The following is a 19813-nucleotide window of genomic DNA, read 5'->3' on the forward strand; positions in this document are numbered from 1 at the left end:
CTTATTTTATGGAACCCAGTGAGTTCAAAGATTATATATACACTATGTTATTCCTTAGTTGGAGCTAATGAGATAACGATAACCTCTAAAAGGATGTGATGGAGAGAGAAAAGAAAATCTTCGAAAACGAGTATTTCCGAAAAATAATTGATGCGCTCCCAACAGCAATTTATACCACGGATGCCGAAGCCTGTCTTACCTATTATAACTCTGCCGCAATGGAACTGTCAGGACGGGAACCGAAGCTGGGCAGTGATCTATGGTTTCTCACATGGAAGCTTTTTTATCCCGATGGGAGTCTGATGGAACATGAGGAATGTCCGATGGCGGTGGCTTTAAGGGAAGACCGAAAGATCGCAGGACAAGAAGGGATTATACAACGGCCGGATGGGGAACGTTTCTGGTTCGATGCTTATGCGTCACCGTTACGCGATGAAGAGGGTAATATTTTTGGCGGCATCAATATGCTCCTTAACATTTCGGAGCGCAAAAAAGCCCAACAAGAATTAAAGGAATTAAATGAGACGCTGGAACAGCAGGTGGAAGAGCGGACGGAAACGCTTAAGGGATACCAGGATCATCTGCGGAATCTGGTTCGTCAGCTGAGCGAAGCTGAAGAACGAGAACGCAGCCGTCTGGCTACTGAATTGCATGACAATCTCGGCCAAATGCTTGTCATTGGTAAAATGAAGGTGGGTACGTTGCAAGGCGAGCAGCCAAACCAAAGGGCGAATGGTCTACATGATTTAAAAACATTGATAGATGATGCCCTCGATTATACGCGTGAGCTGATGTCAGACTTAAAACCACCGCCTACGCTGGATGAAAAAGATCTGATAGCTAGCATAACGTGGGTAGCCGACAAGATGGCCAAATATGATTTGGAGGTTACCATTGATGATGACGGGAACCGCAAACGGGCCCGGAAAGAAGTGCGGACGGTACTGATTCAAAGCGTGCGAGAGCTGCTTTTCAATGTGGTTGAACATGCAAATGTGGATAAGGCGGATATTTCGATGTCACGCGAGGACGGTCAGGCCAAAATTATCGTCCGAGATAACGGAAAGGGATTTGTTCCTTCAAGCCTTGATCAGATAGATCTCGAAGATCGCGGGTTTGGACTATACCACGTGCAGGAGCGGATAGATGCACTTGGCGGTAGCATAGGTATCGATTCCGAACCGGGTAAGGGAACAGAAGTTACCTTGCGAGCACCGCTGGAAGATGAGGAGGAATTAGAGCCCGACCAGCATCGGGAAGAACGTGCTTCTTCGACGGAGGAACAAGATGACAAGATCACTGTACTGCTGGTAGACGATCATAAAATGATGCTAGAAGGGCTCTGTAAAATAGTGAACACCCAAGAAGATATGAAGGTAGTTGGCGAGGCTACGGACGGAAAAGAGGCCGTGAAATTAGCTCGAGAAAAGTGCCCAGATATTGTCATTATGGATGTGAATCTGCCGGAGATAAACGGTATTGAAGCGACCAGGCAAATTAAATCGCAGTTGCCAACTACGCGGATCATCGGTATATCATTTCATAAAAGCCAAGGTGTAATTGATGGCATGCACAGCGCTGGTGCTTCGGCCTACCTGAAAAAGGATGAAGCGTTTGAAACACTCAGTGAAACGATCCGGGCAGAAGCTTCTGCTGCCAGAAATTAATTATCTCTTAGAGAGTAATTGGTACATGAACAGCAAAACATATCACTTAGATCTTGCTTTCTATCCCGAGTAGGTCCGCAGCTGGTAGGCTGCCCCTCTCGTCTCTGACGGATAAGTCACCTTAACTGCTATTTACAAGTGATTACGTTTTCGGGGATGAGTGCATCCTATACTTTTACTTATTCTTTGTTAAACTGAAGTTTAAACTCTGTACCTTGAGAATAAGGCTGGTATTTGCTTTCAGCTTTAAGCTGTTTGTCAATGTTTTTATTAGTTGATAACCGAGAGATGAGCTTTTGGGGTCAATATTTTCTGGTAGTCCTACTCCATCATCTTTAACATATATCTCAACTTTTTCATCCTCTTCCTTTAGGCTTACCAGCACAGATCCGTTCTTGCCATTTGGATACCCATGTTTTAAAGCATTTGTAAAAACCTCGTTTATAATTAATGAACAGGGAATAGCTTGATTAACATTTAACTGCACCGGATCCAGATTTAAATCAATGTCAATTTGTGAATCAACTTTAAAGGTATCTCTAATTTTAGAAAGGAGATTTTTCAGGTTTTCATCAAAGTTCAATCGGGCAAAACTATCTGATTGATACAGTAACTCATGTATGTCTGCGATGGTTTGTATCCGAGCCATCCCTACCTTTAGTTTATGTCGAACCCAGAGCTCTTCCCCATTTGCTATTACAGTTTTCAATTCCAGGTCGTAAGAACTCCCATCTTCAATTGCTTCATTAATAACCTGCTCGAATTGTTCTTGGTCTTTCCCTTCTTTAAAAAAATTGATAGCCGTTTCAGGGTCTGGTTCAAAATCTGGGCGTACGCCCAAAAGTTGCTTGGTATAGGAGGTCCAATTAACCGATTTCTCAATTATATCTATTTCCCATCCACCAATGCGAGCCATCTCATTAACGTCTCCAAGAAGTTGCCCCAATTTCTGTTCGGTAATGTCTTTTAGAATAGAAAAATGATATTTTACTTCTTTATCTTCATCAAAGACCGGGATGACTTCAATCTCGTTCCAAAACTCATTATTATTTTTGGTGTAGTATAAAACTTCCCCCTTAAAGGGCTTCTTATTTCGTAGTTTTTTCCCAATTTGTGCTTCTGTATCATTACTTGTATCTGGCCCATGTAAAAAGCTTGTCGGTTTTTGCCCCTTAATATCAGATAAAGAATACCCAGTGATCTCTGTAAATCCTTCATTAACCCATTCAACCTGTAGGTCAGGATTCATAATAATTACCCCATCCTGAGTTTTCCGGGCAACCATAGATAACTTATCGAGTTCCTCTTCTGTCAGATGTCGTTGCCTGGCATGCGTGAGCTCTCTTTCTACGGCTGGTCCCAGCCTGGCTAAATTATCTTTTAATACATAATCCGCAGCTCCTTCAATCATGGCATCAACCGCTTTTTCTTCCCCGATATAGCCAGATATTAGTATAAAGGGCAAACGTCTGTCTATTTCACTGACTTTTTTCAGAACTTCCATGCCGTTTAACTTGGGCAGGTTATAGTCGCAGATAATGAGGTCGTACGTAGAGTCTTGTAAGCCAGAGAATATCTCCTCTTTGCGGTGTAATACTGATATGTTAATAGGTATATCCAACTTTTGCAGTTGTAATTGGATAAGTTCCGCATCGGCGTCACTGTCTTCAATAACTAATATGTTATAGCTATTCGCCATTAGTATGGAGTTTAGGGATAACTTGTAACGTGATTTATTGAGTAGTTTCATTGCTGGGTTGATTAATAGCCAGCCAATACACACCAATGTTATTTACGACCTCAACAAAATTTTGGTAATTGACCGGTTTGCGGACATAACTGTTAGCGCCAAGCTCATAGACCTTTAGGATATCTTCTTCCTCTTTAGAAGAAGTTAAAATAACAACCGGTATGCGCTTGGTCTCCTCATTATTTTTTATCCTTTTGAGTACTTCGTGTGTCGTTAAGTTTTGGTAATTGTAAATCTAATAAGATGACGGTAGGATATCCTCGACTAGATGCCCCGCCGTCCTCGTCATCTAACAAAAAATCTACCGCCTCTTGACCATCTTCGACGACAATAATTTCATTGGCAAAATTATTTTTCTTAAAGGCCAACTTTGTGAGTTCTATATCATCAGGATTATCTTCTACTAGAAATATATAGGGTTCTGACATTACTATAATGCTTATAAATTTAAATTTTACTGGTTAATATCGAGGCAGCGAAAAATAGAATGTTGCTCCTTCCCCCGGTGAACTTTCTGCCCAAATTTCACCACCATGAAGATTGACAATACGTTTCGTTATGGCCAAGCCTAAGCCGGTACCGTCAAACTCTTTTTGAGTATGCAGGCGATTGAAGGCTTTGAATAATTTTGAGGAATGGGCGGGATCAAAACCTACTCCGTTATCTTTTATAAAATAAATGAGGGTTTCATCTTTTTCTGTTGATCCAACTACAATGGTAGGGTGGTCCTGATCCTTAGAAAACTTTATAGCATTGGATAAAAGGTTCCGTAACAATACATTGTGAAAATAATTCATGGAGAAGGGGCAGAACGATGGGTCAAATACCAACAAAAAACCCCGCCTATCAATAATAAGCGGGGTTTATGTACTGTTTTAGAGGTGTACGCCCGGAAGGATTCGAACCCTCAGCCTTCTGATCCGAAGCCAAACTGATATATAGCTTAATGATTCATAGAGGTTGATTTTAGGATGGCATGTTACATCATATGTAACAACTTATATGAAAGCTGGGAAGGCAATTCATTTCTATTTAATCTTATTTGTCCTAGGTAACAAAACTTGTATATAAAAGAACTACATAATGTATATGGTGGAGATTATAGGTAATGGCTTTATTCCAGACTAACTAATCTATTCGCAATAGTCATGGGCTAATGGCGAGTTGATGCAGCTATATCATATACGGAATATCGGAAGCATGGGACGGATAAGCATAGACCATCTTTTTCAGTGCTGTTGCTTTCAGGTTTTGGTTCATGGCCATGGCAAACAGGTTGATGATTTCCTCGGATTTGCTGCCCAGCACGTGCGCCCCTAAAAGTTGTCCGTTATTCTTGTTGATGATGGTTTTAAAAGCGGCAGGCTTTTCGTTGGTTCGCCGGTAGGAATACCATTCGCCTGTTTTCTTGAAGTTAACCTGTATTACATGACCTGCTTCCCGAGCCTGTTGTTCGGTCAACCCGACCATCGCCAGAGGTGGTACGGTAAACACGACGGTGGGTTGGGCCGGGTATTCTGCTTCCCTATGATTTCCATCCAGCAGATTTGAAGCAACAATATGCGATTCAAAACCAGCCACCGGGGTTAAGGGCAGACCGTTGGTGTCGGCGGCGTCCCCGGCGGCATACACCCGGGGGTTACTAGGGCTCTGCAGAAAGTCGTTGACGATAATTCCCTTTGTAGTCCGTTCTATATTTCCCCTTTCAAGGTTCATGTCATCGATGTCGGGAATACGACCGGCGCCATGTACAACTAAATCACCTGTTATATTCTGTGTTTCTATATCCGTTTTAGCAGTAACGGTAAAGCCGTTGTCGGCTTGCGCTACCGACTGCACTTCAGAATTCAAGTGAACACGTATCCCTAACTCTTCAGTTTTTTTGAGTGCGATATCAACCATATCTGCTTCGAAGTTTTCGAGCGGACGCTCCCCGCGGTGCACAATATGGACCTTGCTTCCGGCTCGTGCTGCAATATCGGCAAACTCAAACGAGATAAACCCACCACCAACGAACACGATGGTCTCAGGGAGCTCCTCCAACTCCAGAAACTCAGTGCTGGTGATGAGATGTTCAAAACCGTCAATGGGGATAGGAGCTGGTTTGGCTCCGGCGGCGACTACAAAGTTTTTGGCTTTCAGTGTTTCGCCATTTACTTCGATGGTTTCTTCATCAACAAAAGATGCTCGACCGTGGATAGGAGTAATGCCTGCCTTCTTCATACCCTTTTCCCGGTTTTCCGGAACGGGCTTGGTAAAGGTGCGTTTGAAGGCCATCAGCTCCTTCCAATCGATCTCTGACGTACCGGAAATTCCGTGCCCGTTCATCCGGTGATTCCAGTCGATCAGTTCGGCGGCACCGACCAGCACTTTTTTGGGGTCGCAGCCCCGGCGGGCACAGGTGCCCCCGAAGGGGCGCGAGTCGATCTGGGCGACATCCCAGCCTGCTTTAGCACATTTACCGGCAGCCGTTGAGCCGCCTGATCCGGTTCCGATAACGATGAGGTCGAAATTAGATGTTGCCATAGTTGCTTATTTATTTTGACTGTCTATTGATTTATCCAACAAAAAAGGTCCGAACCACCGTTTGTCTTGTGTCTTCAGAAAGTACTGCACGCCAATACCCAGTATTATCCCAAAAGCAATATGCGCGGCCAGGGTAATCAGGAAGAGTTGGGGCCAGGCATAGTTAATGCCGAAGGGTCCGACCATCGGCTCCATGGGGGGCAGGGTCATCATGCCGACCTCAACAACCGTAAGCCAGGCCACAGCCCAACCGATGGCGCTTTTGTAGCTGGGTCGTTTGCCCCACATAAAAGCATAAATCAATCCGAAGTTGGCGCCATTTAGGAAGTGGATGAAGAAGCCGACCGAGTAGTACCAGGCAAAATTCTTGCTGCCGGTAGCAATCATGCCGAACATTTGAGGTGTATCACCGGGAAGCCATTGGTAGATGACTGCCATTTGCCGGAAAAAGTCTAACCCTACCGTAGCCAGTGCTCCAATTCCGAAACCGACCACAATGCGCCGATAGATATCCGGATAGTGTTTTTTACAGTACCACGCTATAACAATTAATCCCAGAATAGCCGGAATATAGACAAATGGAATATATCCGCTGGCAAACTGGTGCGCCGTCACGATCATCTCCGGTCCTTTGATTTTCCCCATCACAAACTGGGCATAACCGGTCGAGAGCGTCACCAGTTGGATGGGTACGGCTCCGCCGAAGAACAATGCCAGCAGGATGAGAAGCGAGCGCTTGGTGTCTTTCGGTGAAGTATTCATAGTTGGCTCTGTGATTTTAAAGTTAAAATGCGGTTTCTTGTTGGAATTCGTGGGTTTCCCCGATTATTTGTTTCGTTTGAAAAACCAATATCCAATGAAAGAGATTAACACAACCGCTGCGGCCGCAAGCCAAAATCCTGTGTAGGCCAGAAGTGCCGACAAACTTATACCTCCCAGCAATACGAGCAAGGCAACTCCAATACAACAGATAGCATGCAGCAGGAGAAGTATCAGCGCTGGCCAGGCATCCGACCAGTTATTTTGATTGTTATTCGTGTGATCAGTCTTCTCCAACTTTTTGCTTTAACGTTTTATTTTTTTGGTACTGATTATATCCAAATAACAAAAGTGCCAGGGAAATAAAGAGAACCGGCAGCAGTACATAGTCCAGGTAGGCGGTAAAGGTGGCTAGTCCGACAGCAGCAAATCCCCATACCAATATTGGCGTAAAACAACATAAGGCGGCAACCAGGGTACCCCAGAAGCCGACTTGGGCATACCTGTTTTTCAGGAAATCGAATCGAGACATAATCTTGTATGATTTATTTACTTTGAGTTTAATTAAACGGCACAGCAACTCAGTTTCTTAACGTCTTTGTCGAAGGTGAGGGCGGCAAGTTTAATGCCCTCCGAGAGCGTCAGGTACGGGTGGAATTCCGAAATAAGTGATTTAACCGTTACGCCGTGACGCATGGCCAGGGCCAGTTCCATCAGCAGCTCCGAGCCTTCGGGCGCCAGGATGCGAGCGCCCACCAGCTGGTCGGTTTCCTTGTTGCGGATCAGCTTGATGAAACCACGGGTGTCACGGGCGGCAATGGAGCGGGGCACATTATCCAGCATGAGTTTAGCTGTATCGTACTCAATACCGGCTTCCTGCGCCTGCAGCTCGTCCATGCCGATACCAGCTACTTGGGGATCGGTAAAGATCACCCAGGGCAGCACCGAATAGTCGGCTTTTCGGGAAGCCCCACGCAGGGCATTTTTGGCAGCCAGGTTGCCTTCGTAGGCGGCGGTATAGACAAATTGATGCTTGCCGGTTATGTCGCCTGCGGCAAAAATATTGGGAACGGAGCTGCGCATGGTTTCGTCCACGGACAGGTAGCCGCGGCCGACCGTGTTGATGTCGACCTGTTCAAGTCCGAGGCCTTCTGTATTGCCTTGCCGCCCAGTGGCGACCAGCAGGTGCGTGGCCTTGAGCGTGGTTTCTTCGCCGTCCACGGTCAGTTTTACTACTTTCTCATTACCCGTTGATTTGACTTCTTGGATATCAGTGTTTGTCAGCACGGTGATGCCTTCGTCTTCCAGGTATCCGGTCAGGCCCTGTGCCAGTTCTTCGGGCTGATCGCTGAGCACGTGCGCCGAGCGTTGCACGATGGTCACCTTCGATCCCAGCCGGGCAAAGAGCTGAGCATTTTCCAGGGCGATATAGCCACCGCCGAAGACAATCAGACGTTCGGGGAGTTCTTCCAGCTCGTAGGCGGTTTCGTTGGTCAGGTAGCCGGTCTCATCCAGTCCCGGCATGTCCGGGACAAAAGTGGATGCCCCGGTAGCGATCAGAATGCTATCGGCATGGTACGTTTCGCCACCTGCCTCGACGGTATGTTCGTCAACCAGGGTCCCCCGTTCTTCCAACAGGGTGATGTTGGGATCGTCCTTGATCACGTCGATATACTTTTGCTGGCGCAGATCCTGAACCATCTTCCGTTTCTGGTCGATGATCTTCTTGAAATCGACAATACGGCTTTGGCTCTCGATACCTTCAAAGCCGGGATTCTTTGCCCGGTGGTGAGCTTCGGCGGTGCGGATCAGGGTCTTAGATGGCACGCATCCTACGTTCACGCAGGTGCCGCCGGTCGGTAGTCCTTTGTTGATGATGAGGGCGGTGCCGCCCAGCTCGCTGGCCTTGATGGCCGCGGCAAAAGCGGTCGACCCCCCGCCGATAATGACCAGCGAATACCGGTTTTGACCATTTTCAGAAGGACCGATTTCGCCGGTCACTTTGTAGTGTCCCGTGGCGTTAATGGCATCGATAATGTCATCTTTGGTAATCTTTTCCGGATTGTAGGTGATCTCGGCTTTTTCGTCAGGGTAGCTGACGGTTTTATCCAGCACCCCCTCTTTGTCGTTGAATTGGTTGGCCACGGTTCGGGCACAACCGTCGCAGGTCATGCCGCTAATGGATACTTTTAGAGTTTGTTCTTTCATAATATTTATTATTTAAGAAAATTCTTAAATTAATGATAAAATAAAATGCTCGGTTATGGTCAAATCAGGTAATACGGCTACTGCTAATTGGCCTGCTTCTCGGCTACCGTAAATCCGGTCTTATTAATAGCAGCAATAATTGCTTCCCGGCTAGTCTTGCTCTGATCGTATTTGACGGTTGCCTGTCCGGTATCATAGGAAGCATCCGCTTCAAGTACGCCATCTATACTGCCTGCAGCATTTTTTACGGTGGCTTCACAGCCCGTGCAGGTCATGCCCTCAATATTCAGGGTAATGGTTTGCACCTGGCTTTCATTTACGTACACTACTTGCTGGTTGTTTTGTTTTGGGTAAAACGCATCGGAATAATACGGGAAAGCCAGCATCACAGCAGCCAGTATGGTTATCACGCCCAGAAAACCCTTAGTATTCCAGAAGGAGGGGTTTTCTTCACAGGCACATTCGGGATCCCATTGCGGCTTGAGCTTTTGATACCAGGCAAAGCCCAGCAGCAGTGCCGTAAGTCCAATCAGGTAGGGGCGGAAGGGCTCTATCCAGGAAAAGGTGGAAGCTGCACCACTGATACCTGCCAGAAATGCGAACACGGGAGTTACACAGCACAGGGATGCTGTAAAAGCAGCGATCATACCTGCACCCATCCATTTTGTGTCAGAGTTGTTATTTTGTTGATTTTTCATGCGGCTAATACCTCCAAAATATTATTGTCCTTGAGTTGATTAAAATTGGGAGAAAGAATTTCGTTAAACAGTGGGTTGAGCGAGTAAAAGATCGTTTGGCCGTCCCGCTCGGTTTCCACCAGTCCACCATCTTTAAGCTTACGCAGGTGTTGGGAGACGGCAGGGACGCTCATGTCCAGGATATCACTCAAGTCACAGGGACAAAGCTCATCCTCCTTACTAAGCAGGTAAAGGATCTTCAGGCGTACGTCATTGGCCGCCAGTTTCAGAATATCAGTTAACCGGTCAATAGATTCTTCTACTTCGTCCAGGGACTCAATGCACCGGTTGATCTGATTGAGGTCAGCGACCTCACGAATACATTCTTGTTTACTCATGATTGTTGGGGGTTAGTTGTGTTTCATTAATACAACACGAATATAAGAAATATATTATTTAATTAAATACTTAAATAAAGACCTCTTTTAGAGCAACGCGGATTTTACATGATTATCTTAGGTTCTCCCCTGTCTTACTTTCGCCTTCCAGGGCGCTCAAGATTGGGCAATCACCTTTCGGTCCTTCCCCCGCGCATGAGTCGATCAGCTCAAGCAGGGTCCCCTTAATTCGCTGTAGATCTTCGATTTTCTCAACGACATCTTGGTATTTTTCTTGCGCCTCACTTTTGATCTCTGAACAAGTGGTGTCCTCATCCATCCGCAGATTCAGCAGTTCCTGTATTTCACTGAGTGTGAAGCCCAGTTCCTGTGCTCGTTTGATGAATTTGATCTGATCAATATGACGCTTTGTGAAAATCCGGTAGCCCGATCGCCTTCGGTCAGGTTCGGGAATGAGGTTTCGTTTTTCATAATAGCGGACGGTCTCTTTGTTGACCTCGGCACGACTGGCCACTTCACCGATCTTGAAGGTAGTAACGCCGTCGTACTTTTCTTCCATATCTTCAAACATAATATGTTGTTCTCATCCTATAATACTGAATTGCGTGTTTGACAATCCTGTTTATTTAAAAATCCAGGGCATTAGCCCTGGATTAATCAAGGTTAGCTTTTCTTTATCATAGTTTTACCACAGCAACAGGTCGGTTTTTGTGTTCCCGAGCAGTCGCTGGGTGCTCCTTTTGTTACGGTGATCTCACATCCACAATTGTTGTCTGGACACTGATAAACTTTTCCTTTTTGGAGTGGCATAACAATTCCTCCTTTTTATTAACAGATTAACAGAATGTAATTCACCTACAATATAAGCCCTGTACCATGGTCGAGAGTCAAATCGAGTATTTTTTAAATTTTTAATTTCTGAAAATGCAGTTTTTACTAATTACCCCATTATGGTGTACCATCATTTGTTACATCAGGATGGAGAAAAGATGAGCTTTCCCAGTTAGGATAAAATGAAACTAAAATAAAAAGTGCCCGCCAAAATATGACGGGCACTTTACTTGAGTACGCCCGGTAGGACTCGAACCCACAACTTTCAGATCCGAAACCAAACTGATATATGGCTTTATGATTCATAGAGGTTGATTTTGAGGTGTCATGTTACATCATGTGTAACAACGAGTAGGAAAGCTGTGAAAACTATTCATTGGATATAGTTGCCCCCTGATCCGTAATCTATGCGATATATTCCTGTGCGTGAAATGAGCCGCGATTTTGGAATTTCATGTAGTACTTTTTGTAGTACCGAAGGGGAAGTGTGGGAAAAGGTTTCCCGAAAGGTTACAGGCTATTTATTCGAATCAATTTACTGATTAACAGCAGGATTTCTCTTTTTGAACAGGGGGACATGGGATATCACCATATGAGCAAAACACACAACAATCTCTCTTTTGGGGTTTGAGAATCTCACCACAATTTGAACACTCCCAAAAATACTGGCAGGAGTCGGTTGGCATTGTCTCTATAGACTCATGTCCACAATTTGGACAAGTGATTGTTGATTGAAGTTTAATTTTTCGGTCAGCGTTATTCATTTTCTAAGTTGCTTTCCGGTATTATTCTTTCCTTCTAAAGCTTCAAGAATAGGGCAATCTCTGATCGGCCTATCTTTAGAACAGGAATCAATAAGATTGGTCAATGTTTCTTTGATACGTAGTAGATCATCAATTTTCTCTGAGACATCCTGATACTTTTGCTGTGCCTCTTCCTTGATTTCGGAGCAAGATGACTCTTCATCCAATCGTAGCTCAAGAAGCTCTTTAATCTCACTGAGCGTAAAACCCAGCTCTTGAGCTCGTTTAATAAACTTAATCTGGTCAATATGTCGTTTGGTAAAAATACGGTAACCCGACCGGCGGCGATCCGGTTTAGGAATGAGTTTTCGTTTTTCATAGTAGCGTACTGTTTCCTTGTTGACATTGGCCCGGCTGGCTACCTCTCCGATCTTATAGGTGACGATGCCGTCGTACTTTTCGTCCATATCTTCTCTCATAGATCTCCGGCTTAGATACCATCACTTTAAAGTGATGGTGTCCTAGAATAAAATTATTTCTTAACCATTGTTTTACTACAGCAACAGGTCGGGTTTTGAGTGCCCGAGCAGTCGCTGGGCGCCCCTTTGGTTACGGTAACTTCACAACCACAACTTTCATCGGGACACCGGTAAACTTCTCCTTTTTTGAGTGGCATAACAATACCTCCTTATTATTACAGAATGTAATTCATCTGTAATATAAGCCCTGTACCATGGTCCAGAGTCAAGAACTTTTTTTAATCGTTCACATTTAAAACAAAGGGCACAGTAATCACTTTATTACTCCGTTGGAGTTGTACCCACATTTTATAGATTCCGGAATTTGGAAATTGAGTTAATGCCCCTATTTGGTAGTCTGTTTCTTGATGACTAGCAGTGTGTTTGGAGTGTGACTGGTGCCCGTGATCCGCCATAGCATGTTCTATGGGATGGGTATGAAGAAATTCAGAACCGTCTTGGCTGATAATTACAATATGAGCTAAGGCTCCTAAATAAGGTTGGAGGTCTTTGACAGGTTTTCCTGTTTGTTCTTCAGTCACGAGCATGGAAAGTTGCATTTCCTTTTTGGGATGTAAGGGCATGTCGTGTTTTAAGGATACAACCAAACCATCTGCTTTGCCGGTTTTGTTAGTCTCACTTTTCAGTTCTTGGTCCGATGACTTGTCCCCTTTTACCCAAAGGTCAAAACGTTCAATCGAAGGCCCTATTTCATGAGACGGGACAAAATCAGCGTATAGCCAGTAATTTCCGCCGTACTGAAACGTATGTGTTACACTAAAACTCCCATCTCGGTTTTGTTTTGGATGCAGATGATCAAAATTTTGCAGATCATTAGATACCAGAAGGAAATGCATGAGCCTTTCATGACTGAGTACAAAGTCACGTAAAACTGACCCATCGCTATCTCTGACAGTTACAATAAGTTCTACAGGTTTATTGGCCTTAGCTACAGATGGATTTGTTCTGAGCTCGGCCTTTATTTTCTTTTCCAATTTTCCCTCTCTTTATAACGTTAATTCCCGTTTGTTATAAGGAAAAAACGCTGCTATCTATATGGAAAGTATATTAAGTTGATGATATTTAATTTTTACTTCGTGACGACCAGTGAAGCGCGGTGATTTTCCAGTTTTTTCCTTCTTTCTTAAGAACAGCCAGTTCGAGACTGTTAAGATCTAATTTTCTATCGCTATAGGTGCCCCAGGTATGGGTTAGAGTTGAGACCCAGGCAGTATTGCCTTCAATAGTAACATTTCGTGATTCAACTTCCCGTTTCATAGCACTCAGGTATTTCCCATCAGAATGAAAGTGATGAGACAAATATTCATCCTTAGTTTCGATATTCCCACCTTCCAGGATTCGTACTGATTCTGATAGTAGGTTTTGGGCTGCCTGGCTGTCATTATCAATAATAGCTTGGTGGAATGCATCAAGCGTCTTAATTACATTTTTCTCTGTAGGAGAATCTTGTCCTATAGCAATGGATGTTCCAATTATAAACAGACAAACTGCAGTTAATGATATTCGTGTAAACATAATATAGTTTTAAAATGATTAATTGAGTTGCGTTAAGGTCATTCGATCAATAAGTATGGTTCCACTTCCATTTATCCGAAGCCCTACACTTCCAGCCTCGGGGGCATCACCATGTCCATGGATCGCCATCTCTTTGTTAATATAGCCCCGGAAGTGAGTGCCGTTACCGACGGTACGAATAAACAGCATTCCTGAGGCTGAATAAGATTCTTCAGCAAAGACTTCACGGTTACCTTCGCTGACCCGTCCCTGGGATATGGTGCCCTCAGAAGAGAGCGTTACATAGTCATAATTTTGGGCATCTTGCACATGGTTGACGAGCGAGATCTCTCCATTGAAATCAGACAGATTCAGGTAGTAATCGACCTGCACGTTTTGAAATGAGTCCTTTCCTACAAAGAAATTCGTGGTAGAGTCAGCCGATATCCTAAGCAGGTGATTATTGCCGTTTTTAACAACGGTTGGCTGTAGTTCCGGGGCAGAACCTTCCAGCCACTGGAACCCAGAAAGCAAGGTGCTTACCCCATTCGAACCGATCTTCCACGACCAGTTGCCATTATCACTGACGTTAAATGTTGATTCATCTTGTTGCAAACTATCCGTAGAGATGGAGGTATTGCTTTGCTGCTCTACTAGCTGACCGGTACCCGCTCCATAACCAAATACCATTTCGGCGCCGTGATCGCCTGTTTTATAAAGGAAGAATATTCCAGGTAAGGCGAGGACAAACAGGCCGATTCGAATGGTCTGCTGATTCATTTTTTGATACCAGTGGAGCAGAATCCTTAGCAGGGCATAAATTCCAAAGAACCAGACGGTCCACAGAGCCCAGTCAGCATGTTCATTTAAGACCGACTGCGCTCCAGATGGCAAGAATACGCTGTCGGCCGCAAGGGTCCCAGTATAGTAAGCGGCAATACCTGATATTGCACCAATACTATACAGGATGGTAGACGTTAGATCATCCCACCATTTATCGGGTAGAAAAAAGTTTAGCAAGTCCATCAACACAGCCAGTAGAATAATGGCGATGGGAAAGTGAACAAGGATCGGGTGTATGTTAGGTGCCCATTCAGGAATCAATTCCATGACAAGAGTTTCTATTAATTATAACAGTTGCATATAAGCGAATGCGAAAATCCTAAAACGTCAATAATGATAAAAGTGGTAAAGCGATTTTCTTAACTATTCCACCACTTTCTATATCCATTAACTTCATTTTATGATCTTTGAGATAGCGTTTGTTTTGCTAGGTCAACCAACTGGGATTCTAGGGAAATCTTGTTCAACTAAAGCTAGTTGGTCAAAAGATTGAATAAAAGTTTCCATTTATGGTCAATAATCAATTCAAATTATTGATTTATTATTACTTAGGTGATCTCCAGGTTCGCCATCATCCCTGCATCTTCATGTTCAAGATTATGGCAGTGAAATACATATAATCCTTTGGGAGCATCGAACCGCATAATGACTCTAACTCGTTCACCCGGCATAACTAGGGTGGTATCTTTCCACCCGGTCTCGGTTGGGAGCAGGCCCCGGCTTCCGCTGCGGCTTAGTACCTTAAATTGCACCGCGTGAATATGCATGGGATGAGGGACGGCGGAGTTGTTTACGAACTCCCATATTTCTGTATCTCCCTGGCTTACTTCTTCATCTACCCGAAGCATTTCAAAAAGACGTCCATTTATGGTATGGCCAGTCATCATTTCCATGTTTAATTCTATTCTTCGGGTGCGTACGGCGTCATCTTCAGTTGGGAAATTAACCTCAGAAAGTTGTTGGGGAAGATCGATAGGGCCGGAGGTGCTGGAGTTTTTATTTATGCGGAACTCCATCAGTGGAAATTCGCTGCCTTGATCTGGCCCACCACCTCCCATCATTTGCGACATATTGCCCATCATGCCACCGTTTGAAGGGACCGAAAATTCCTTGCTGATTAATTCCGCAGAACTGCCAGAAAACCCATTGGAAAAATCCACCAACAGATCCGCACGTTCCCCGGGAGCCAGTAGGAGTTCTTTAGTTTCTACGGGCTGAGGTAAAAGTCCACCGTCGGAGCCAATCACCGTAAACGATTGCTCGTTGCGAAAAGCGATATTATAGATTCGGGCATTTGAGCCATTGAGTAATCGCAACCGGTAGGGGCGTGGCTTCACCTGGTGATAGGGATTGGGAATGCCATTCACCAAAATATGATCCCCTAAATAGCCGGTCATCATACGCTCCGGCATAGAAGGATTATAGTAAATATTGCCAGCGTCATCTATTTTACGATCCTGGATGACCAGCGGTAGTTCATAATCCCCGGATGGCAGATTTAATGCCTGCTCTTCATCGTCTGTTACAATGAAAAATCCCGCTAAGCCTCGATATACCTGTGGGCCTGTAATTTTGTGGGGATGTGGATGATACCAATACGTCCCGGCTCGCTGATTGATTGTGAAATTATAGGAATAGCTGCCTTCCGAAATAACGTCTTTGGGATGACCGTCCATATCGGGAGGTACGATCACACCATGCCAGTGGATAATGCTTTCCTGCCCAATGTCGTTTTGAAACTGAACCTGGAATTGCTCTCCTCTTTCAATGCGAACAGTCGGACCTGGCAGGCTTCCATTAAACTGAAGGGAGTCTAACGTATATTGTTCAGCAATCGTAAGATCGTCGCGAAAAGCCCGAAGCTGATCACTGTCCAGGGGATCGGGAAATTGTAGGGGATAGCGATAGATATCCGATTCATTACTACTGGCATTCATACAGGAGGTAATAACAGAAGGAGTCAATAAGAAACCAGCACCGGCACCAGTATACTTTAAGAACGCTTTTCTATCCATTTCAGTTGTTTTGTAATTCTTGTTTCCGCCTGTGGAATTCTTCTTCATCAATTTCGCCCTCAGCATACCGGCGTTTAAGGATTTCCATTGGTGTTTCTTTACGGTGACTAGATTGACCAGCGTTCATAACCGCCCGAATAGCAAATACGACCAGTGCGATAATTAAAAACCACCAGACAAACATCATCCATCCCCCTCCAAAGAAATTAAAATCATGCATATTTCTTTCCCGTTAATTTGTATTGATTAAAAGTAATTGAATAGTCCGATTAAACCACATAATAACACCGCCAAGCATTACATGTGCGGGTCCGGTGAAACTCTTACTTTAAGCCGTAGCTTAATGGGTATTTCGTGTAATCATGATCAATTGTGATGTTGCTCGTGGCTCTTGCCTTTCATGCCGCCTTTTTTATTCATCATTCCTTTTCCATCCATCATGTTGCCCTGCATCATTTGCATGCACATCATATGCATTTTCATCATGGATGAATCACCCATCATCTCCATCATTTTAGAGTGGTCCATTTCTCCATCTTGCATCATGGACTGCATCATGTTCATGTGTTTTTGCATACGCTCTTTCATCTGAGGATTATCCATCATCTTCTTCATATTGCCCATCATCATGGTACTGTCCATGTTTATCGAACCCATCATCTGCTGCATCATTTGGTGGCGCATCTGGGGATTCTGGGCCATATGTTCCATCATCATGGCACGCATGGTGGAGTCTTGCATCATCTCCATCATTTGTTGCCTTTTTTGTGTCATGTCTCCCTGCTTTTGCTGGGCCGTACCCATAGTTGTAAAGAGTAGCATGAAGGATAGAATCATTGTTAATCGTTTCATAGTAGTCACCTTTGTAGTTTGTGCTTTTTGAAATTTATCTATCTGTCTCAAGATACAACCAAGATCCTTAAAGCAATCTTAAATTGTATGCGAATTAATAGTGGCGACTGCATTATTCATGCCATTGATGGTTATTGCTACTTTGAGTCAGCTTTGTTGTATTTCTTTTTTTGTTATACCAACAAGTTGTTAATTCGCTATCTCAAGAAAACGAGCATTGATAGCTACAATCACTGTGCTTAGCGACATCAGAATCGCTCCTAACGCAGGACTTAATATGATCCCAAATGTGTATAACGCCCCGGCAGCCAGTGGGATCGCTCCAATATTATAGCCTGATGCCCACCACAGGTTCTGCACCATTTTTCTATAGGTAGCTTTGGAGAGTTTGATCAGTGCAGTAACGTCTTGGGGATTACTTTTCACAAGCACAATATCACCGGTTTCCACGGCTACATCCGAACCGGCCCCAATCGCAATTCCAACATCGGCTTGTGCTAAGGCCGGGGCATCGTTCACGCCGTCGCCCGTCATTGCTACTTTCTTGCCCTGCCGCTGAACCTCTTTCACTTTATCTGCTTTTTCATCGGGGAGCACTTCAGCAAACACCTGATCGATGCCTAATTCGCTAGCCACATATTCAGCAGTTTGTTGATTGTCGCCGGTAAGCATAATGCATTCGATGCCCATCTCATGCAGGGCCTGAATGGCTTTTTGGGAAGACTCCCGAATCTCATCACCCAATGCAATGGCGCCGGTCAGTTTGCCATCGATAATCACAAAAACAACTGTTTTGCCCTGGGATGAAATGTTGTCTACTTCGTCTTCCGGATATTCCATTTCTTGTTCTCTAATGTAACCTGGGCTCACCACTTTAACCGGTTTACCGTTTACTTTTCCCTCAATTCCTTTCCCGGTGATAGAATTAAATTCCTCCGGCTCCCAAGTTTCTCCTGCTTTTTCCAGAATTCCTTTGGCCAGCGGATGTTCGGAATTGGTTTCCAGCGAAGCGGCATATTTCAGAATTTCTTCATCAGAAAACTGTTCATTAAAATTCAGAATATCCGTTACACTGAAGGTTCCCTCGGTCAGTGTTCCGGTTTTGTCGAAGATAACGGCGTCCAGGTTTCGGGCCTGTTCAAAAGCGGCACGGTCGCGAATCAGGAAGCCATTTGTGGCAGCAATGCTGGTCGATCTCGAAACAACCAACGGGATCGCCAGTCCCAGTGCGTGTGGACAGGTAATGACCATCACGGCTACCGTTCGGTTCATAGCAAAATCAAAACTTTGACCGGTAAAGAATATCCATGCTCCGAAGGTTATGAGTCCGGCGGTAATAGCCAATATTGTAAGCCAAAAAGCAGCTCGATTGGCAAGATCCTGGGTGCGCGATTTGCTTTGTTGAGCTTCCTCCACCAAGTTCATCACCTGAGACAAAAAGGATTCATCGCCGGTTTTAGAAATTTCGATTGTCAGCGATCCTTTTTCATTGACCGACCCGCCTATGACCTCATCCCCTTTGGCTTTATTTACGGGTTTGGATTCGCCGGTGAGCATGGCTTCGTTTACGCTCGATTCCCCTTTTACCACGTTTCCATCAGCTGGGATTTTCTCTCCGGGTTTGATAAGTACTTTATCGCCTTGTTGAAGTTCTTCTACCGGAATATCTTCGGTGGAGCCGTCTTCTTTGACGCGATGTGCTTCACCGGGCAATAGTTCAGCCAGCTCTTCTAGCGCGGAAGAAGCACTCATTACCGATTTCATTTCTATCCAATGACCCAATAGCATAATGCCGACCAATGTGGAAAGCTCCCAATAAAGGAGATCACCCTCAAAGCCGAATACCACGGACGTGCTATAGAGGTAAGCAATAGAGATAGCCAAACCAATCAGTGTCATCATGCCCGGCTGTTTCTTTTTGAGCTCATCCACCAAACCGGTTAGGAAAGGCCATCCGCCAAAGAAATACACCACTGTTGACAGTGTGGCAAGAATCCATGTATCCCCGCCGAAACGCCAATCCACCCCCAGAAAGTGTTGAATCATCGGGGAAAGCGCCATGATGGGTATCGTTAACGCAAGCACCCACCAAAAACGGAATTTAAAATCCGCAACCATCATTTTGTGATGGTCGTGATGCGAATGCTCTTCATGATCATCGTGGCCAGAATCTTTATTTTGTTCTGACTGATCATGAGTATGATCTTTATGCTGATCGTGATTCATGAGGAATCCTCGGTATTATACTATTAATTGTATTAAGAAATATTATCTGATAGCTATAAAATCATAGCCCGCTTTTTCAACTGCCTCTTTGAAATGATCTGATGAGACAACTTCAGGATCATATGTTACCGTCGCCGTATCACTTTCGAGATCTACCGCTGCCTCAATTACTCCCTCCATATTTTCAAGTGCATCTCGAATGGTGTTGGCGCATCCAGCACATCCCATTCCACCAATGTTTATAGTTTTTTGTTCAGTTGTCGCTTGTTGTGTGCTCATAACAGA

The 19813-nt window shown here is 44.6% G+C and carries 24 protein-coding genes; 1 reads left to right on the top strand and 23 read right to left on the bottom strand.

All coding sequences use genetic code 11. The annotated features are described in order from the left end of the window. Nucleotides 1–98: 98 nt before the first annotated feature. Nucleotides 99–1667, top strand: coding sequence for an ATP-binding response regulator (locus ACT3ID_RS01005; protein ID WP_491540116.1), 1569 nt, complete (start codon nt 99–101; stop codon nt 1665–1667). A 175-nt stretch (nt 1668–1842) separates the two neighbouring features. Here the strand turns inward: ACT3ID_RS01005 and ACT3ID_RS01010 are convergent, their stop codons facing one another. From ACT3ID_RS01010 to ACT3ID_RS01120, 23 genes are all read right to left on the bottom strand, one after another. Continuing rightward, a complete protein-coding gene (locus ACT3ID_RS01010) occupies nt 1843–3450 on the bottom strand; it encodes a PAS domain-containing sensor histidine kinase (protein WP_491540117.1) in 1608 nt (535 codons plus the stop codon). Continuing rightward, on the bottom strand, nt 3401–3652 hold the full coding sequence (locus ACT3ID_RS01015; protein ID WP_491540562.1) for a response regulator: 252 nt from the start codon (nt 3650–3652) through the stop codon (nt 3401–3403). The genes ACT3ID_RS01010 and ACT3ID_RS01015 overlap by 50 nt, the downstream gene beginning before the upstream one ends. Continuing rightward, nucleotides 3597–3845: a response regulator gene (locus ACT3ID_RS01020; protein WP_491540118.1), complete on the bottom strand. Its 249-nt coding sequence runs from the start codon at nt 3843–3845 to the stop codon at nt 3597–3599. The genes ACT3ID_RS01015 and ACT3ID_RS01020 overlap by 56 nt, the downstream gene beginning before the upstream one ends. A gap of 33 nt (nt 3846–3878) precedes the next feature. Beyond that, nucleotides 3879–4214: a sensor histidine kinase gene (locus ACT3ID_RS01025; protein ID WP_491540119.1), complete on the bottom strand. Its 336-nt coding sequence runs from the start codon at nt 4212–4214 to the stop codon at nt 3879–3881. A gap of 376 nt (nt 4215–4590) precedes the next feature. Then, entirely contained in the window at nt 4591–5943 is a 1353-nt protein-coding gene (locus ACT3ID_RS01030; RefSeq protein WP_491540120.1) for a dihydrolipoyl dehydrogenase family protein, read from the bottom strand. Between the two features lie 6 nt (nt 5944–5949). Continuing rightward, on the bottom strand, nt 5950–6705 hold the full coding sequence (locus ACT3ID_RS01035) for a hypothetical protein (protein ID WP_491540121.1): 756 nt from the start codon (nt 6703–6705) through the stop codon (nt 5950–5952). A gap of 63 nt (nt 6706–6768) precedes the next feature. Beyond that, a complete protein-coding gene (locus ACT3ID_RS01040; RefSeq protein WP_491540122.1) occupies nt 6769–6999 on the bottom strand; it encodes a hypothetical protein in 231 nt (76 codons plus the stop codon). Next, nucleotides 6986–7234 (bottom strand): mercury resistance system transport protein MerF, encoded by a 249-nt coding sequence (gene merF, locus ACT3ID_RS01045; RefSeq protein WP_491540123.1) that lies wholly within the window; start codon nt 7232–7234, stop codon nt 6986–6988. The genes ACT3ID_RS01040 and merF overlap by 14 nt, the downstream gene beginning before the upstream one ends. A gap of 32 nt (nt 7235–7266) precedes the next feature. After that, a complete protein-coding gene (gene merA / locus ACT3ID_RS01050) occupies nt 7267–8910 on the bottom strand; it encodes a mercury(II) reductase (RefSeq protein WP_491540124.1) in 1644 nt (547 codons plus the stop codon). A gap of 83 nt (nt 8911–8993) precedes the next feature. Continuing rightward, nucleotides 8994–9608 (bottom strand): mercuric transport protein MerTP, encoded by a 615-nt coding sequence (gene merTP / locus ACT3ID_RS01055; protein WP_491540125.1) that lies wholly within the window; start codon nt 9606–9608, stop codon nt 8994–8996. Next, on the bottom strand, nt 9605–9985 hold the full coding sequence (locus ACT3ID_RS01060) for an ArsR/SmtB family transcription factor (protein WP_491540126.1): 381 nt from the start codon (nt 9983–9985) through the stop codon (nt 9605–9607). Before ACT3ID_RS01060 ends, merTP begins: the two co-directional genes overlap by 4 nt. A 112-nt stretch (nt 9986–10097) precedes the next feature. Continuing rightward, a complete protein-coding gene (locus tag ACT3ID_RS01065; RefSeq protein ID WP_491540127.1) occupies nt 10098–10556 on the bottom strand; it encodes a MerR family transcriptional regulator in 459 nt (152 codons plus the stop codon). Between the two features lie 802 nt (nt 10557–11358). Next, nucleotides 11359–11580, bottom strand: coding sequence for a GDCCVxC domain-containing (seleno)protein (locus tag ACT3ID_RS01070; protein ID WP_491540128.1), 222 nt, complete (start codon nt 11578–11580; stop codon nt 11359–11361). After that, nucleotides 11577–12038 carry a MerR family transcriptional regulator gene (locus ACT3ID_RS01075; RefSeq protein WP_491540129.1) on the bottom strand — a complete coding sequence of 154 codons (462 nt, stop codon included), beginning with the start codon at nt 12036–12038 and terminating at the stop codon, nt 11577–11579. Before ACT3ID_RS01075 ends, ACT3ID_RS01070 begins: the two co-directional genes overlap by 4 nt. 53 nt (nt 12039–12091) lie before the next feature. After that, nucleotides 12092–12235 (bottom strand): hypothetical protein, encoded by a 144-nt coding sequence (locus tag ACT3ID_RS01080; RefSeq protein ID WP_491540130.1) that lies wholly within the window; start codon nt 12233–12235, stop codon nt 12092–12094. Between the two features lie 81 nt (nt 12236–12316). Further along, nucleotides 12317–13072, bottom strand: coding sequence for a DUF8832 domain-containing protein (locus ACT3ID_RS01085; RefSeq protein ID WP_491540131.1), 756 nt, complete (start codon nt 13070–13072; stop codon nt 12317–12319). A gap of 88 nt (nt 13073–13160) precedes the next feature. Next, nucleotides 13161–13613 carry a nuclear transport factor 2 family protein gene (locus ACT3ID_RS01090; protein ID WP_491540132.1) on the bottom strand — a complete coding sequence of 151 codons (453 nt, stop codon included), beginning with the start codon at nt 13611–13613 and terminating at the stop codon, nt 13161–13163. A gap of 18 nt (nt 13614–13631) precedes the next feature. Further along, the gene (locus tag ACT3ID_RS01095; RefSeq protein ID WP_491540133.1) at nt 13632–14702 is read right to left on the bottom strand and encodes a DUF2231 domain-containing protein; all 1071 of its coding nucleotides are present in this window, start codon (nt 14700–14702) and stop codon (nt 13632–13634) included. A gap of 281 nt (nt 14703–14983) precedes the next feature. Beyond that, nucleotides 14984–16450: a multicopper oxidase family protein gene (locus ACT3ID_RS01100; protein WP_491540134.1), complete on the bottom strand. Its 1467-nt coding sequence runs from the start codon at nt 16448–16450 to the stop codon at nt 14984–14986. A 1-nt stretch (nt 16451) separates the two neighbouring features. Then, entirely contained in the window at nt 16452–16670 is a 219-nt protein-coding gene (locus ACT3ID_RS01105) for an SHOCT domain-containing protein (protein WP_491540135.1), read from the bottom strand. Between the two features lie 146 nt (nt 16671–16816). Next, the gene (locus ACT3ID_RS01110) at nt 16817–17302 is read right to left on the bottom strand and encodes a hypothetical protein (protein ID WP_491540136.1); all 486 of its coding nucleotides are present in this window, start codon (nt 17300–17302) and stop codon (nt 16817–16819) included. Nucleotides 17303–17491: 189 nt separating this feature from the next. Then, nucleotides 17492–19528 carry a heavy metal translocating P-type ATPase gene (locus tag ACT3ID_RS01115; protein ID WP_491540137.1) on the bottom strand — a complete coding sequence of 679 codons (2037 nt, stop codon included), beginning with the start codon at nt 19526–19528 and terminating at the stop codon, nt 17492–17494. Nucleotides 19529–19570: 42 nt separating this feature from the next. Continuing rightward, a complete protein-coding gene (locus ACT3ID_RS01120; RefSeq protein ID WP_491540138.1) occupies nt 19571–19807 on the bottom strand; it encodes a heavy-metal-associated domain-containing protein in 237 nt (78 codons plus the stop codon). Between the last annotated feature and the right edge of the window lie 6 nt (nt 19808–19813).

The sequence above is a fragment of the Fodinibius sp. GM108 genome (assembly GCF_058386985.1).

What these genes read in the sequence shown, in the direction of transcription:
- ACT3ID_RS01005 (WP_491540116.1), top strand. Translation starts at nt 99, where the DNA reads ATGGAGAGAGAAAAGAAAATCTTCGAAAACGAGTATTTCCGAAAAATA.
- ACT3ID_RS01020 (WP_491540118.1), bottom strand. Translation starts at nt 3,845, where the DNA reads ATGTCAGAACCCTATATATTTCTAGTAGAAGATAATCCTGATGATATA.
- ACT3ID_RS01025 (WP_491540119.1), bottom strand. Translation starts at nt 4,214, where the DNA reads ATGAATTATTTTCACAATGTATTGTTACGGAACCTTTTATCCAATGCT.
- ACT3ID_RS01030 (WP_491540120.1), bottom strand. Translation starts at nt 5,943, where the DNA reads ATGGCAACATCTAATTTCGACCTCATCGTTATCGGAACCGGATCAGGC.
- ACT3ID_RS01035 (WP_491540121.1), bottom strand. Translation starts at nt 6,705, where the DNA reads ATGAATACTTCACCGAAAGACACCAAGCGCTCGCTTCTCATCCTGCTG.
- merF (WP_491540123.1), bottom strand. Translation starts at nt 7,234, where the DNA reads ATGTCTCGATTCGATTTCCTGAAAAACAGGTATGCCCAAGTCGGCTTC.
- merA (WP_491540124.1), bottom strand. Translation starts at nt 8,910, where the DNA reads ATGAAAGAACAAACTCTAAAAGTATCCATTAGCGGCATGACCTGCGAC.
- merTP (WP_491540125.1), bottom strand. Translation starts at nt 9,608, where the DNA reads ATGAAAAATCAACAAAATAACAACTCTGACACAAAATGGATGGGTGCA.
- ACT3ID_RS01060 (WP_491540126.1), bottom strand. Translation starts at nt 9,985, where the DNA reads ATGAGTAAACAAGAATGTATTCGTGAGGTCGCTGACCTCAATCAGATC.
- ACT3ID_RS01065 (WP_491540127.1), bottom strand. Translation starts at nt 10,556, where the DNA reads ATGTTTGAAGATATGGAAGAAAAGTACGACGGCGTTACTACCTTCAAG.
- ACT3ID_RS01070 (WP_491540128.1), bottom strand. Translation starts at nt 11,580, where the DNA reads ATGAATAACGCTGACCGAAAAATTAAACTTCAATCAACAATCACTTGT.
- ACT3ID_RS01075 (WP_491540129.1), bottom strand. Translation starts at nt 12,038, where the DNA reads ATGAGAGAAGATATGGACGAAAAGTACGACGGCATCGTCACCTATAAG.
- ACT3ID_RS01080 (WP_491540130.1), bottom strand. Translation starts at nt 12,235, where the DNA reads ATGCCACTCAAAAAAGGAGAAGTTTACCGGTGTCCCGATGAAAGTTGT.
- ACT3ID_RS01090 (WP_491540132.1), bottom strand. Translation starts at nt 13,613, where the DNA reads ATGTTTACACGAATATCATTAACTGCAGTTTGTCTGTTTATAATTGGA.
- ACT3ID_RS01095 (WP_491540133.1), bottom strand. Translation starts at nt 14,702, where the DNA reads ATGGAATTGATTCCTGAATGGGCACCTAACATACACCCGATCCTTGTT.
- ACT3ID_RS01100 (WP_491540134.1), bottom strand. Translation starts at nt 16,450, where the DNA reads ATGGATAGAAAAGCGTTCTTAAAGTATACTGGTGCCGGTGCTGGTTTC.
- ACT3ID_RS01105 (WP_491540135.1), bottom strand. Translation starts at nt 16,670, where the DNA reads ATGCATGATTTTAATTTCTTTGGAGGGGGATGGATGATGTTTGTCTGG.
- ACT3ID_RS01110 (WP_491540136.1), bottom strand. Translation starts at nt 17,302, where the DNA reads ATGAAACGATTAACAATGATTCTATCCTTCATGCTACTCTTTACAACT.
- ACT3ID_RS01115 (WP_491540137.1), bottom strand. Translation starts at nt 19,528, where the DNA reads ATGAATCACGATCAGCATAAAGATCATACTCATGATCAGTCAGAACAA.
- ACT3ID_RS01120 (WP_491540138.1), bottom strand. Translation starts at nt 19,807, where the DNA reads ATGAGCACACAACAAGCGACAACTGAACAAAAAACTATAAACATTGGT.